This window comes from Amycolatopsis sp. lyj-112 (assembly GCF_046549055.1).
Classification (GTDB): Bacteria; Actinomycetota; Actinomycetes; order Mycobacteriales; family Pseudonocardiaceae; genus Amycolatopsis.
The window spans coordinates 157,631-172,063 of sequence record NZ_JAJPWS010000016.1; the positions used below are offsets into that span (position 1 = coordinate 157,631).

Here is a 14,433-nt window from a genome sequence, read left to right on the forward strand (position 1 = left end):
ACATACCCGTCAACCTAGAGGCGATTCTCAGGGCGTGCTCGGCTGGTTCTTGACCCGGTAGCGCAGGTGAGTCACTCCGGTGCCTTCGACCACCGTCGTCGGCCCCTCGAACTGCACCGGCGTGGCGCCGAGCTCGCCGAACAGCGTCTTCCCGCCGCCCAGGATCACCGGGGCGAGGTCGACGCCGACCTCGTCGAGCAGGCCGGCTTCAAGGGCCTGCCGGGCCATCTGGCCGCCGTTGACGACGACGTTCTTGTCCCCGGCCAGCTCCCGCGCCTTCGCGACGGCGGCCTCGATGCCGTCGGTGACGAAGACGAAGTTCTCGTCGTCCGGGCGGTCTTCGGGGCGTCGATGCGTGAGGACGACCGTGGTTACGTCCATCGGGTGGCGCCCGCCCCACGCGTTCGTCATGTCGTAGAGGTACCGGCCGACGATCAGCGCGCCGGTGTCCCCCCACTCCGCCTCGACCAGCGCCGCGCTGGCCGCGGAGAGCCGGAGCGGCGGCACGTCGGGGCTGGCCGTCGGGATCTCGGTGTCGCCGTTCTCGTACCACTGGAACAGCAGGTCGAAGCCGCTTTCGTCGGGGCCTGCGAGGTAGCCGTCGAGCGACATCGTGGCGCCGGTGATGACCTTGCCCATGCCTGTTTTCTCCTTTGCTTATCGATGGTGTCACTGGTGCGTCGAATGCGAGGCGGCGTTTTCGACACGTCGTGCTCCTCTGATCGCAAGTAGTCCTCTAGTTGCGGTCGTTGCACGCGCATGTATCGCAACTAGAGGACTACTTGCGATGCCTGCGACTCGCGGGAGGAGCCAGGCGCTCATTTGCAGGCGACTGTGGCGTGTCTCGTAATTCATTGGGCGAGTTGGCGAGGGAGGTGACGACGACAGTCTGGGGGCAGGAACGCCAGCTTGATCAACGCTCACGGATCATCCGGAACACACTAACCCGCACTATGCAACCGATGCGCGCTCAACCGCTTCGACATTCATGAGACAGGCCCGTCGTGGGTCTCGGCGAGCGGTTCCTCTGAGTATTCGGCGATCCGACACGTCGACCACTATCGGGTTAAAAGCAGTGCCTACATTCGCTGCGGAAATGGCGCTAGCACAGGTGTTCGAATTCGAGTAGCGTTGTATCTGTGGCCAGTGAAAACAGTTCCCAGTCGACGCGCACCGAGTGGTGGCGTGCCGATACTGCGACGCTGCATGCCCGTAAGCAGGAACTCGAAGTCCTGATACGGAAATTGGACGCGGAGCAGTATGCGATCCTCGCGGAGTTGAATGCGCGCGGGATTCGTGGGTGTTCCGGGCATTCGACGTTGACGGCGTTGATCGGGCAGGACTTTCATGTGTCCGAGGCGGAAGCGAAGTTGCGGGCGGATCGGGTGCTCGCGTTGCATCCCGGGCCGGGTTTCGGGGATCCCACGCCGCCGCTGGCGCCGTTGACCGCTTCCGCTGCTGCGGAAGGTGCGATCGGGGGTGGGCAGATCGACGCGATTATCCGGACTTTGGATCGCATCCCGTCCAGTGTGCCGGAGGAGGCGGTGCGGAAGGGCGAGAAAACAGTCGTCGACTTCGCCCGTCACTCCGGGCCCCGGGCGATCGCCCAGGCCGGTCGGCGCCTGCTGGACACCCTCGACCCCGACGGCAAAGAACCCCGCAACGAAGACCCGAAGGACTCGCGGCCGGAACTAAGGTTCATCAAGCACCGCAACGGCACTCTCGGCTTGGCCGCGACTCTTGATCTAGAGACCTATGCGCGGTTGAAGTCGGACCTGGATCCGATGGCCAAGCCGCACAAGGCCGTCGACGGTGTGCGGGACTCTCGTGGTCAGGATGAGCGGTATGGGGATGCTTTCGCGGACTACGTGCGGTTGAAGACCACGAGCCGGAATCTTCCTGGGCAGGCCGGGGAAGCCACCCACATTCTGGTGACCATGTCCTACGAGGACTTGATCAGCGACCTCGGTACGGCGCATCTCGATCTGGTCGGGCCGATCAGCGCTACCGACGCCCGCATCCTGGCCTGCGACGCCCGCGTCCGACCGGGTGTTCTCGGCACCGCAGGGGAACCGCTGGACATCGGCCGCTCGAAACGGACCGTCTCCCTCGCCCAGAAATATGCGTTGACCATCCGTGATGGTGGCCGCGCTTTCCCTGGCTGCGACATGCCCGTTCCGCGTTGCACGGCTCACCACATCGTTTTCTGGCAGCACCACGGCGAAACCAGAATCGACAACCTCGTGCTCTTATGCACCAAACACCACCGCCTGATCCACCACAGCGAATGGAAAGTCCGGATAGCCCAAGACGGACTCCCCGAATTCACCGCACCTACCTACCTCGACCCCGCCGCGACACCGAGGCGCAACACGATGCATTTGAGGACGTAGGCCGTCGTAAGCAGGCAATTCCCGGTGTATAACGCCCTGCACGTCGCGGGCTATTCGCGTCGTGCTCCAGAGGGCATGGTCCAGTGCGGCCCTGCTCATCGTCGTGCCCGTCTCCGCCCTGGCCCAGTGGGGAGGGAGCATGGAGGTGAACGCCCACGTCGGCACCAAGCACAGGGACTGGTTGGACGTCGAGTAGCCCGCCGGCGGGCTACTCGGGCAGGATTACGTCGAAGAAGGCTGAGTCCGCAGCAGGAACCAGCGCGATACCCGCTTCCGCGTTCCACCCACCCCGGATAACCCGGTTGTCCCCGCGCGCTACCCTTGAAGCAACTGGCACCGATCCGGCTATCACCGGGGAGCCTCCGGAAGAACAGGGCTCGCGCCCCCAGTAGAACCGGACGGGTACGGCCCGTCACAGCCGTCGAATGAGCGGCCCAGCCGGAACACCACCGGCCGGGCAAGCGGGGTGGTACCGCGGAACGCGCCGGAAACGGCCGTCTCGTCCCCGTGTGGGTGAAAGCCCGTACGAGAGAGACGAACCGCGAGGAGCACCGAAGATGTATCCCAAGGCACAGATGGACGGCGAGACCGGTGTCCCGTCCCAGCCTTCGTTCCCTGAGTCGGAGAAGCGCGTCCTCGCGTACTGGGAATCCGATCGGACCTTCCAGGCCACCATCGAAGCCCGCGAAACCGGGACCAACGGATCGAACGAGTACGTCTTCTACGACGGCCCTCCGTTCGCCAACGGTCTCCCGCACTACGGTCACCTCCTCACCGGATACGTGAAGGACCTGGTGCCGCGCTACCAGACCATGAAGGGCAAGCGCGTCGAGCGCCGCTTCGGCTGGGACACCCACGGCCTGCCGGCGGAACTCGAGGCCATGCGCCAGCTCGGGATCACCGAGAAGGCCGAGATCGACAAGATGGGCATCGACGTCTTCAACGACGCGTGCCGTGATTCCGTGCTGCGTTACACCGGCGAGTGGCAGGACTACGTCACCCGCCAGGCGCGCTGGGTCGACTTCGACAACGACTACAAGACGCTCGACGTCTCCTACATGGAGTCGGTGCTGTGGGCGTTCAAGCGGTTGTGGGACAAGGGACTCGTCTACGAGGGCTACCGCGTCCTGCCCTACTGCTGGCGTGACGAGACCCCGCTGTCCAACCACGAGCTCCGCATGGACGACGACGTCTACGCGAGCCGCCAGGACCCGGCCGTCACGGTCGGTTTCCGCCTGGAGGGCAACGACAACGAGCTCGACGGCACGTACCTGCTGATCTGGACCACGACCCCGTGGACGTTGCCGTCCAACCTCGCGACCGCCGTGCACCCCGACGTCCGGTACGTCGTCGTGGAATCCGACGGCAAGCGTTACCTGCTCGCCGAAGCTCGCGTCGCCGCGTACGCCCGCGAACTCGGCGAAGAACCCACTGTCGTCGCGCATTACACGGGCACCGAACTGCTCGGAACCCGTTACGCCCCACCGTTCCCGTACTTCGCCGGACACGAGAACGCGCACCGCGTGCTGTCCGCCGACTACGTGACCACTGAGGACGGTACGGGTATCGTCCACATCGCACCGGCCTACGGTGAAGAGGACAAGGCCGTCACCGACCCGATGGGCATCGTCCCGGTCACCCCGGTCGACTCCCAGGGCAAATTCGACGCCACCGTGCCGGACTACGCGGGCCAGCAGGTGTTCGACGCGAACCCGAACATCATCAAGGATCTCAAGAACGGCACCGGTTCCGCCGGCCGTCAGGGCGCGGTGCTGCTGCGCCACGAGACCTACGAGCACCCGTACCCGCACTGCTGGCGCTGCCGGAACCCGCTGATCTACCGCGCGGTCTCGTCGTGGTTCGTCGCGGTGACCGAGTTCAAGGACCGGATGGTCGAGCTGAACCAGCAGATCACCTGGTACCCGGAGCACGTGAAGGACGGCCAGTTCGGCAAGTGGCTGGAGAACGCGCGCGACTGGTCGGTCTCGCGCAACCGGTACTGGGGCACGCCGATCCCGGTGTGGCAGTCGGACGACCCGGCGTACCCGCGCACCGACGTCTACGGCTCGCTCGACGAGCTGGAGCGTGACTTCGGCGTGCGGCTGGAGAACCTGCACCGGCCGTTCATCGACGAGCTGACCAGGCCCAACCCGGACGACCCGACCGGGAAGTCGACCATGCGCCGGGTCGAGGACGTGCTGGACGTCTGGTTCGACTCGGGCTCGATGCCGTATGCCCAGGTGCACTATCCGTTCGAGAACGCGGAATGGTTCGAGCACCACTACCCGAGCGACTTCATCGTCGAGTACATCGGGCAGACCCGCGGCTGGTTCTACCTGCTGCACGTGCTCGCGACGGCGTTGTTCGACCGGCCGGCGTTCCGTGCCTGCGTTTCGCACGGGATCGTGCTCGGCTCGGACGGCCAGAAGATGTCCAAGTCGCTGCGCAACTACCCGGACGTCAACGAGGTCTTCGACCGCGACGGCTCGGACGCGATGCGCTGGTACCTGATGGCGAGCCCGATCCTGCGCGGCGGGAACCTGGTCGTCACCGACAAGGGCATCCGCGACGCCGTCCGCCAGGCCGTGCTGCCGCTGTGGAACTCGTACTACTTCCTCGCGCTGTACGCGAACGCGGAAGGTGTCGAGGGCCAGTGGCGCACGGATTCGAAGAACGTCCTCGACCGGTACGTGCTGGCGAAGACACACGAACTGGTGACCGACGTCGAGTACGCGCTCGACACCTACGACGTCGCCGGCGCCTGCTCGACCGTCCGAGAGTTCCTCGAAGTGCTGACGAACTGGTACGTGCGCCGTTCGCGTGACCGGTTCTGGGCGGGCGAGCAGGACGCGATCGACACCCTGCACACCGTGCTGGAGGTGACGTCGCGGGTGGTGGCGCCGCTGCTGCCGCTGACCAGCGAGGTCGTCTGGCGTGGCCTGACCGGCGGCCGCTCGGTGCACCTGACCGACTGGCCGAACGCGCTCGACCTGCCCGCCGACGCGGCGCTGGTGACGGCGATGGACCGGGTGCGCCAGGTCGCGTCGTCGGCGCTTTCGCTGCGGAAGGCGAACAAGCTGCGCGTCCGGCTGCCGCTGGCCAAGCTGGTCGTCGCCGCCGAGGCGGCCGACTCGCTGCGCGAGTTCACCGACATCCTTCGCGATGAGGTCAACGTCAAGGCGGTCGAGCTGACCGTGGACGTCGCTTCGCACGGCGGGTTCGAGGTGGCGGTCAACGCCCGCGCCGCCGGGCCGCGGCTGGGCAAGGCGGTCCAGACGGTGATCAAGGCCGTCAAGGCCGGCGAATGGACGACGTCCGAAAGCGGCGCGATCGTGGCCGCGGGGATCGAACTCGTCGAGGGCGAGTACGAGCGGCGCCTGGTCGCCAAGGGCGGCGGCGCGGCCGCCGAACTGCCCGGCGGGGCGGGCCTGGTACTGATCGACACCGACGTCACCGAGGAACTGGCGGCCGAGGGCCTGGCCCGCGACCTGGTCCGGGTCGTGCAGCAGGCGCGCCGCGACTCCGGTCTCGACGTCGCCGACCGGATCGCGCTCACCGTCGACGCGCCGGAAGACGTGGTCACGGCCGCGAGGACGCACGAGAAGTTCATCGCTTCGGAGACCCTGGCGACTTCGGTGACCTACGGCGACGTCGCCGACGGGTCCGCCGGGACGGTCGGGGAGGGCACGAAGGTGACCGTGGCGGTCGCGAAAGCCTGACCCAGGAGCGCTATGAACGGCCCGTTACTTGCAAATTTCGCAAGTAACGGGCCGTTCATAGCATCCGGACCGGTCTGGACCACCAAAATCACGAAACGGATTCGGAAACGTCGCTTTCCCGTCGGGAAGGTGCCTTGCGTGGGGGAAATCGGCAGGCTGGCCCGAGGCACGCGTGGGATGTGCCGCACTGGGGGAAAGCGAGTCCATGAGTCCTGCCCGAAAAAGAGGGATCCTGATCGGCGCCGCGCTGGGGGTCGTCGCCATCGTGGTGGCCGCGGTGGTGCTGCTGGTCAAGGAAGATCCGGCACCCGCCGCCACCGGTGGCCAGGGGGAGTCCACGTCCGCCGGACAGGAGAGCCCGGCGCAGGTCGCGGCCCGTTTCCTGCGGCAGTTCGACACCGGTGATCTCTCCACCGCCCCCGTCGACGACCCGGCCGCGGCCTCGGCCGCGTTGTCCGTGGCGCGCGGAGCGCTCAAACCCGCGGCGGTGAAGACGACGCTGGGCGAAGTCCCGACGACGTCGGGGAACGCGACCACGACGTCGGCGACCTTCGACGCTTCGTGGACGTTCGTGGGCAACAGCGCCTGGACCTACGAGGGCAAGCTGGAGCTGGTCCGCAACGCCGGGAAATGGGTCGTCCACTGGGCGCCGTCGGTGATCCACCCGAAGCTCGAGGCGGGACAGCAGCTGTCCGCGGCTCCCGTCTCGGCCAAGCCGATCGTCGCCGACCGCGACGGCAAGGCGCTCGTCGGCGGGGACGCCGGCGGGGTCGCGCCGATCCTGCAGGGCGCGTTGAGCGAGGTCGCGTCCGGGCAGGGCGGTGGCGGGACCGCGGCGAGCGTCGCCATCTCGCGGGTGGACGCCTCCGGTAAGCCGGTCGAGACACTCTTCGGTCAGCCGAAGGAGACCGACAAACCGCTGGTTTCGACGCTGAGCGTGGCGAGCCAGAACGCCGCGCAGAAGGCCGTCGACGGCTATCAGGGGTCCGCGATCATCGTCGCGATGAAGACCGGCGGCGACATCCTGGCGGTCGCCCAGAACGCCGCGGCCGGGAACCAGCCGAAGGCGCTGAGCGGCCTGTATGCGCCCGGTTCGGCCTTCAAGATCGCCACGGCGACAGCGGCGCTGCAGCAGGGCGGCGTTTCCGTCGACGCGCAGGTCGCCTGCCCGGGCAGTGAACAGATCGGGACCCGCACCCTCAAGAACGACAACGGGTTCGAGCTGGGGACCGTCTCGCTGAAGACGGCGTTCGCGGCCTCGTGCAACACGACCTTCGGGCGGCTCGCGGGTCAGCTGCCCCGGGACGGCCTCGCGAAGGCGGCGACCCAGTTCGGCCTCAACGCCGACTTCGAGATCCCGGGGCTGTCCACCGAGACCGGCAAGGTGGAGGCCTCCGGCAGCGGCGATGAGCAGGTCGAGGCCGGGATCGGCCAGGGACGGGTGCAGGTCAGCCCGCTCGGCGCGGCGCTCATGGCGGCCACGGTCGCGGCCGGGAAACCGGTGGTGCCGAAGCTGTGGCAGGGGCTCGAGACCACTGTCAACACCGGTTATCAGGCCCCGTCGGCCGGAGTGCTGAACCAGGTCCGGGCGATGATGCGCGAGGTCTGCACGACAGGGACGGCGAAGGCGCTGAAGGGCAGCGGAGCCGTTTTCGGCAAGACCGGGACCGCGCAGTTCGGCTCCGGTGTCGACGCCAACGGCTGGTTCGTCGGCTATCGCGGAGACGTCGCCTTCGCGGTGATGCTCGAAGGCTCCAACGATTCCAAGCCCGCGGTGCAGCTGGCGGCGAAGTTCCTGGCGGGCTGACATTTCGGTCCCGGCCGAAGCGGTGGTCTTCTACGGTGAACGCATGGAGACGATCGCCTTGGCCGAGGTCGCGGCCGTGCTCGCCGACCCGAGCCGCGCGTCGATGTGCCTCGCGTTGCTCGACGGGCGTGCCTGGACGGTGACCGAGCTGGCCGGAGCGGCGAAGGTGGCCGCGTCGACCGCCAGCGAACACGTCACGAAGCTGACCGACGCCGGGTTCGTCGTGCGGGTCAAACAGGGGCGGCACCGGTACGTCCGGATCGCCGATCCCCGGGTGGCGGAGCTGATCGAGCATCTGGCGCAGCACGCCGAACATCGCCCGGTGCAGGGATTGCGCTCGTCGGTCCGGGTGAAGCGGCTCGAATTCGCCCGGACCTGCTACGACCACCTCGCCGGGACGGTCGGGGTCGCGTTGCGGGACGGGATGCTCACCGCCGGGCTGGTCGACGAGGCCGACGGCCTGACGCTGACCGGCCGTGGGCGCGAAGTGCTCGGCGCGCTCGGGGTGGAGATCGCCGACAGCCGACGCCCGATGCTGCGCGACTGTCTGGATTGGACGGTCCGGCGTGATCATTTGGCGGGACGTGTCCCGGCGGCGTTACTGTCTCACGGAGTGAGTGCCGGCTGGTTGTCGCGTGAGGGCAACCGGGCGGTGAAAGTCCTGCCTGCGGCGGAAAGGCCGTTCGCCGACCTCGGCGTCGACCTTCCGGCGCTGCGCAGTCCGTAGAGGACAGTCTGTAACACAGCCTTTCCGGACGGTTTGCGACCGGTACACGATCGAGTGACGACCGTCGCCTCACTATTCTGGAGCCCTCACGGCGACCGGACGGGAGGCGACATGGAGCAGCTCCCGCTCATTCTGGGTACCGGCGGTGCCGTGCTCCTCGTCGCGGTGATCGCCGTCCGGGTGTCGATCCGGGTCGGCCTGCCTTCGCTGCTGCTCTATCTGGGCATGGGTGTTCTGCTCGGCGAAGCCGGGTTCGGCATCCAGTACGACAACCCCGAACTCACCCAGTCGCTCGGCCTCGCCGCGTTGGTGATGATCCTCAGCGAAGGTGGTCTCACCACACGGTGGAGCGCGGTGAAACCCTCGCTGGGCATCGGAATCGCACTGTCCACAGTGGCCGTCGTGGTGAGTATCGCGGTCACCGGCGCCGCTCTGCACTGGCTGCTGGGCCTCGACTGGCGGATGGCGTTGCTGTGGGGCGCGGTGCTCGCGTCGACCGACGCCGCCGCGGTCTTCTCCGTCCTGAGATCGGCGGGTGTCGGGAAGCGGCTCGTCGGCGCGCTGGAGATCGAGTCGGGGATCAACGACGCCCCGGCCTACATCGCCGTCGTCGTGCTGGCCGAGGGCACGACCATCGACTGGTCGCTGCCGCTGCTGGTGGTCTACGAACTCGCCGCCGGGCTGGTGATCGGCCTGGCCTTCGGCTGGTTCGGCGCGCAGGCACTCCGGCGGGCCGCGCTCCCGGCGACCGGCCTGTATCCGCTGGCCACGGTCGCGGTCTGCGTCGTGGCGTACTCGAGCGGGCAGCTCGCGCACGCCTCCGGACTGCTCGCCACCTACGTCGCCGCGCTGGTGCTGGGGAATTCGAAGCTGCCGCACCGCTCGGACACGCTGTCGTTCGCCGAAGGGCTCGGCTGGCTCGCGCAGATCGGGCTCTTCGTGCTGCTGGGCCTGTTCGCCTCGCCGAGCAGGATCTTCGAGAGCCTGGTCCAGGGCCTGGTCGCGGGCGCCGTCGTGCTGCTGCTCGCCCGCCCGCTGTCGGTGATGCTGTCGGCTCTGCCGTTCAAGATCCCCTGGCGAGATCAGGTGTTCCTGTCGTGGGCCGGGCTACGCGGTGCCGTGCCGATCGTGCTCGCGCTGATCCCGCTCTCCTCCGGGGTGCCGGGGGCGCAAGAACTGGTCGACGCGGTGTTCGTGCTGGTCATCGTGCTGACGTTGCTGCAAGGTGCGACGCTGAGCCCGCTCGCGAGGATCCTCGGGCTGGCGCAACGCGGCGAAGTGCACGAGATCGAGGTCGACTCCGCGCCGCTCGACGAGATGGGCGCCGAACTCCTGCAGGTCCGCATCCACTCCGGGTCGAAGATGCACGGCGTCTACCTGGCGGAACTGCGGCTGCCGGTGGGCGCGACGATCAGCCTGCTCGTCCGGGACGGCACCGGCTTCACGCCCAACAAGGACACCCGGCTGCAGGAACGAGATCAGTTACTCGTCGTGACCACCTCTGAGGCGCGCGACGCGGCCGAACGACGCCTGCGGGCCGTCGACCGGGCCGGTCGCCTCGCCAGGTGGAAGGGCGAATCCGGCCAGTAGGTCACGAACTCGCACCAGCCTTTAGTCGGTTGATCACGAAAATTTCTCTACAATTAGTTCACTTTGTACTCCTTTTGGATTACCTTCCCCGCAATTGACTCCATCGAATGGGTGAGTGTCACGGGGTAAGGAGTACGCAAGGTGACGAAGCTTCCTACGCGATTCGCCGGTCTGGGGGCCGTGGCCGTTCTCGTCGGGGTGGTTCTTTCGACCCCTGCGGCGGCCGCGGGTGCGTTCCCGGCGTTCGGGCTGCCGTTCGAGACCGGACAGTCGCTCTACTCGGCGGGGATCCACTCCGACAACGGGTCCACCGGCGTGAAGAACGCCATCGACTTCAGCCCCGCGGACAAGACCGTGCGCGCGCCGCTGGCGGGCACCGTCCGGATCCAGCACTGCGACGGCGGCGACTGGGTGACCATCGACCACGCCGACGGCTGGCGCACCGGGTACTACCACATCGAGGGCATTTCGGTGACCGACGGTCAGCAGGTCGTGCCTGGTGACGCCCTCGGCCGGACCGGGAACGCGCTGCCCTGTGGCGGCAGCAGTACCGGCGCCCACGTGCACTTCACCCTGTGGAGCCTGCCCACCGCGGTGGCGAACGGTGACTCGCGCGACTTCGGCGTCGGCGCGGGCAACTGGAACGGCGTGTCCTACGACGACCTCTCGACCAAGGTCGCCGACGCCCACGGCGAGGCGGTGAACGGCAAGACCTTCGGCGACTGGCAGTTCACCGAGGGCACCGATCAGTACTCGGGTACCGCGACCCAGGTTTCGTCCCGCGCCACCGTTTCCCTCCCCGGCCGATTCCGCATCTGACCTCGCATCTGACCTCCCGCGTTTCGTCCTCTACTTGCGGTACTTGTCTGTGCAACTACCGCAAGTAGAGGACTAATTGCGGGGTTCTTTTCGCTTGCGGAAAGCGTGAGCGGCGTCTCAACATGCGGGCAAGGGGTGGCTTGATCCCACCGGCATCGGCTAACTTCGTTCTTAGGTCACGAGTGTCAGCGTCAAGCCCCGGCTAGCTGACCGGCAACCCTCCTTCCGCGGTGGGGTGCCCCGGGTGAGGACCTGGCTCGTCGCGTGGTGCGACGGGCAAGCGCGGGATCCTCGTCGGGTCCCCAGGCCCGGAGGATGACGATGACTCTCGCTCTCGAACGCACCAACGCCCCCGCCGCGAACACCGGCGATGTCGCGGAAACCGTTGCCACGCAGGAAATCCCGACCGTCGCCTGCGCCGATCTGCGGGTCCCGCTCGTCACCGGCGGCGACATCGGCTACGCCAACCTCGACCACGCGGCGAGCGCGCCGTGCCTGGACACCGTGCGGCGCGCCGTCGACGAGTTCCTTCCCTGGTACGCCAGCGTGCACCGCGGCGCCGGGTTCGCCTCGCAGGTCTCCACCAAGCTTTACGAGCGCACGCGGGGAATCCTGCGCGAGTTCGTGGACGCCCGCACGACCGACGCCGTCGTGTTCACCCGCAACACCACCGATTCCTTCAACCTCCTCGCGCGCAGCCTGCCGAAGCACACGTCCGTCGTCGTGTTCGACACCGAGCACCACGCCGCGCTGCTGCCGTGGAAGGGTCCGAACGTCCGCCGGATCGAGACCCCTCGCACGCGTCTCGCCGCGGTGTCCGCTGTGGACGAAGCACTCGCCGGCTGCCCCCAGGGACCGCGTCTGGTCGTCATCACCGGCGCGTCCAACGTGACCGGGGAACTGTTGCCCGTCAAGGAGATCGCCGCCGTCGCGCGTCAGCACGGCGCCCGGATCGCGCTCGACGCCGCACAGCTGGCGCCGCACCGCGAAATCTCTTTGCGCAAGCTCGACGTCGACTACATCGCGCTCTCCGGGCACAAGCTCTACGCGCCTTTCGGTGCGGGCGCGCTGATCGGCCGCGCCGACTGGCTGCGCGCCGCCCAGCCGTACCTCGCCGGCGGCGGCGCGACCAAGCTCGTCACCCGTGACTCCGAAGACCTCGGCGTCGTCTGGAACGCCGGCCCCGAGCGGCACGAAGCCGGTTCCCCCAACACTGTCGGCGTCTACGCCCTCGGTGTCGCCTGCGAGACGCTGGCCGGGAACTGGGACGCGATCGTCGCCCACGAGGACGAACTGCTGGCGCGGCTGCGTCGCGGTCTCGCCGGTATCCCCGGTTTCGCCGAACTGCGGCTGTTCGACGCGCCTGTCGACCGGGTCGGCACCCTGAGCTTCGTCGTCGACGGCTTCGATCCCGGCTGGCTCGCCGCGGTCCTTTCCGCGGAATACGGCATCGGCGTGCGGGACGGCGCGTTCTGCGCGCACGTCGCGACCAAGCGGCTGATCTCCGCCGCCGGTTCGCGGGGACAGCAGGCCGTCCGGGTCAGCCTCGGCCTCGGCAGCACCGCCGAGCACGTGGACCGGGTCGTGCTGGCGCTGCGCCAGATCGTCGCCCGTGGCGCCCGCTGGCAGTACGAGAAGCCGGACGGCCGCTGGGTGCCGGAGTCGGACCCGCGGGAGCTCCCCCCTTTCTGCGCCTGACCGATGCCGCGCAGGCCGAAGGCGGCCGCCGAGGGGACCTGAACACGCTCCGTGGACAATAGGGGAGTGAGTACAGAGCCCGAGACCGCGCCACCGGCGCCGTCGCTGCCGAAGAAGCGCGTCGGTGTGGTGTTCGTCGTCGCCGCGGTGCTGTGGGGGCTGGACCTCCTCACCAAGCAGCTCGCCGTGGCCAACCTGGAGGGCAAGGAGCCGGTCGAGTTCCTCGGCGGGCTCGTCTACTTCCAGCTGGTGCGCAACCCCGGCGCCGCCTTCTCGATGGCGACCGGGCTGACCTGGGTGCTCGCGCTGGTCGCGGCCGCCGTCGTGGTCGCCATCGTCTGGCTGTCCCGGCGGTTGCGCTCGGTCGGCTGGGCGATCGGGCTCGGGCTGGTGCTGGCGGGTGCGCTCGGCAACCTGACCGACCGGATCTTCCGCGCGCCCGGCCCACTGCAGGGCCACGTCGTCGACATGATCTCCGCCTTCGCCCCCAACGGGCAGGGCTGGGCGATCTTCAACGTCGCCGACTCCGCCATCTGCGTCGGCGGTGTCCTCATCGTAATTCTTTCCTTGCTGGGCAAGGACTATGACGGAACGTCCACCAAGGACAAGAAGAAAGCGGCAAGCGAATGAGCGCGCGAATGTTGCCCGTTCCCGACGGGCTCGACGGAATGCGCGTCGACGCGGGGCTGGCGAAACTCCTGGGACTTTCCCGCACGGTGGTGGCGGACCTGGCCGAGTCGGGTGAGATCCTGCTCGACGGCAGGCCCGCCGGGAAGTCCGACCGGCTCGCCGCCGGCGGGCTGCTCGAAGTGACCCTGCCCGAGCCCGCCTCGCCCATCGAGGTGATCGCGGAACCGGTCGAGGGCATGCGGATCCTGCATGACGACGACGACATCGTCGTGATCTCGAAGCCGGTTGGTGTCGCCGTGCACCCGAGCCCCGGCTGGACCGGGCCGACCGTGGTCGGTGGCCTCGCCGCCGCCGGGCTGCGGATCGCCACCTCCGGTGCCGCGGAGCGCCAGGGCGTCGTGCACCGCCTGGACGCGGGCACCACCGGCGTGATGGTGGTGGCCAAGAGCGAGCACGCGTACACCGTGCTGAAGCGGGCGTTCAAGGAACGCACCGTCGACAAGGGTTACCACGCCATCGTCCAAGGCCACCCGGATCCGATACGCGGCACCATCGACGCCCCGATCGACCGGCATCCCCGGCACGACTACAAGTTCGCCGTCGTCCAGGGCGGGCGGGAGAGCGTCACGCACTACGAGGTCGTCGAGGCCTTCCGCGCCGCGTCGCTGGCCCAGATCAAGCTGGAGACCGGCCGCACGCACCAGATCCGCGTGCATTTCTCGGCGCTCAAGCACCCGTGTGTCGGCGACCTGACCTACGGCGCGGACCCGGTGCTGGCGCGCAAGCTCGGGCTGTCGCGGCAGTGGCTGCACGCGAAGACCCTCGGATTCGCCCACCCGGCCGACGGCCGCTATGTCGAGTTCGAGTCCGAGTACCCGGACGACCTGGCCGACGCCCTGCGGATCCTGCAGGACGAGAACTAACGCCTAGGGCGTGTCCTGCGGATCTTGTTCATGATCGTGTGCTGACAATTGGGTTGTGGTTGGTCGTGGTGAGCTGACGGATAAGGCGTGGGCGGTGATCGCGCCGTTGTTGCCTGCGGAGACGGGG

The 14,433-nt window shown here is 68.0% G+C and carries 10 protein-coding genes and 1 riboswitch; of the genes, 9 read left to right on the plus strand and 1 reads right to left on the minus strand.

Annotated elements, in window-relative coordinates:
* Positions 1-27 precede the first annotated feature (27 nt).
* On the minus strand, positions 28-639 hold the full coding sequence (locus ACLJRL_RS35700; protein ID WP_410660778.1) for a dihydrofolate reductase family protein: 612 nt from the start codon (positions 637-639) through the stop codon (positions 28-30).
* A 500-nt stretch (positions 640-1,139) separates the two neighbouring features.
* Here ACLJRL_RS35700 and ACLJRL_RS35705 point away from each other — a divergent pair, with 500 nt between their 5' ends.
* The 9 genes from ACLJRL_RS35705 (at position 1,140) to ACLJRL_RS35745 (ending at position 14,306) form a co-directional block, all read left to right on the plus strand.
* On the plus strand, positions 1,140-2,393 hold the full coding sequence (locus ACLJRL_RS35705; protein ID WP_410660779.1) for a DUF222 domain-containing protein: 1,254 nt from the start codon (positions 1,140-1,142) through the stop codon (positions 2,391-2,393).
* 557 nt (positions 2,394-2,950) lie between these two features.
* The gene (gene ileS / locus ACLJRL_RS35710; protein WP_410660780.1) at positions 2,951-6,112 is read left to right on the plus strand and encodes an isoleucine--tRNA ligase; all 3,162 of its coding nucleotides are present in this window, start codon (positions 2,951-2,953) and stop codon (positions 6,110-6,112) included.
* 205 nt (positions 6,113-6,317) lie between these two features.
* Entirely contained in the window at positions 6,318-7,919 is a 1,602-nt protein-coding gene (locus ACLJRL_RS35715; RefSeq protein WP_410660781.1) for a penicillin-binding transpeptidase domain-containing protein, read from the plus strand.
* A gap of 43 nt (positions 7,920-7,962) precedes the next feature.
* Positions 7,963-8,646, plus strand: a complete 684-nt coding sequence (locus tag ACLJRL_RS35720) for an ArsR/SmtB family transcription factor (protein ID WP_410660782.1) — start codon at positions 7,963-7,965, stop codon at positions 8,644-8,646.
* 111 nt (positions 8,647-8,757) lie between these two features.
* Positions 8,758-10,236 carry a potassium/proton antiporter gene (locus tag ACLJRL_RS35725; RefSeq protein ID WP_410660783.1) on the plus strand — a complete coding sequence of 493 codons (1,479 nt, stop codon included), beginning with the start codon at positions 8,758-8,760 and terminating at the stop codon, positions 10,234-10,236.
* A 141-nt stretch (positions 10,237-10,377) separates the two neighbouring features.
* Positions 10,378-11,055: a M23 family metallopeptidase gene (locus tag ACLJRL_RS35730; protein WP_410660784.1), complete on the plus strand. Its 678-nt coding sequence runs from the start codon at positions 10,378-10,380 to the stop codon at positions 11,053-11,055.
* Positions 11,056-11,229: 174 nt separating this feature from the next.
* A riboswitch (SAM riboswitch) is annotated at positions 11,230-11,344 on the plus strand.
* A gap of 32 nt (positions 11,345-11,376) precedes the next feature.
* Entirely contained in the window at positions 11,377-12,753 is a 1,377-nt protein-coding gene (locus ACLJRL_RS35735; protein WP_410660785.1) for an aminotransferase class V-fold PLP-dependent enzyme, read from the plus strand.
* Between the two features lie 66 nt (positions 12,754-12,819).
* Positions 12,820-13,383 carry a signal peptidase II gene (lspA, locus tag ACLJRL_RS35740; RefSeq protein WP_410660786.1) on the plus strand — a complete coding sequence of 188 codons (564 nt, stop codon included), beginning with the start codon at positions 12,820-12,822 and terminating at the stop codon, positions 13,381-13,383.
* On the plus strand, positions 13,380-14,306 hold the full coding sequence (locus ACLJRL_RS35745) for an RluA family pseudouridine synthase (protein WP_410660787.1): 927 nt from the start codon (positions 13,380-13,382) through the stop codon (positions 14,304-14,306). Before lspA ends, ACLJRL_RS35745 begins: the two co-directional genes overlap by 4 nt.
* Positions 14,307-14,433 lie beyond the last annotated feature (127 nt).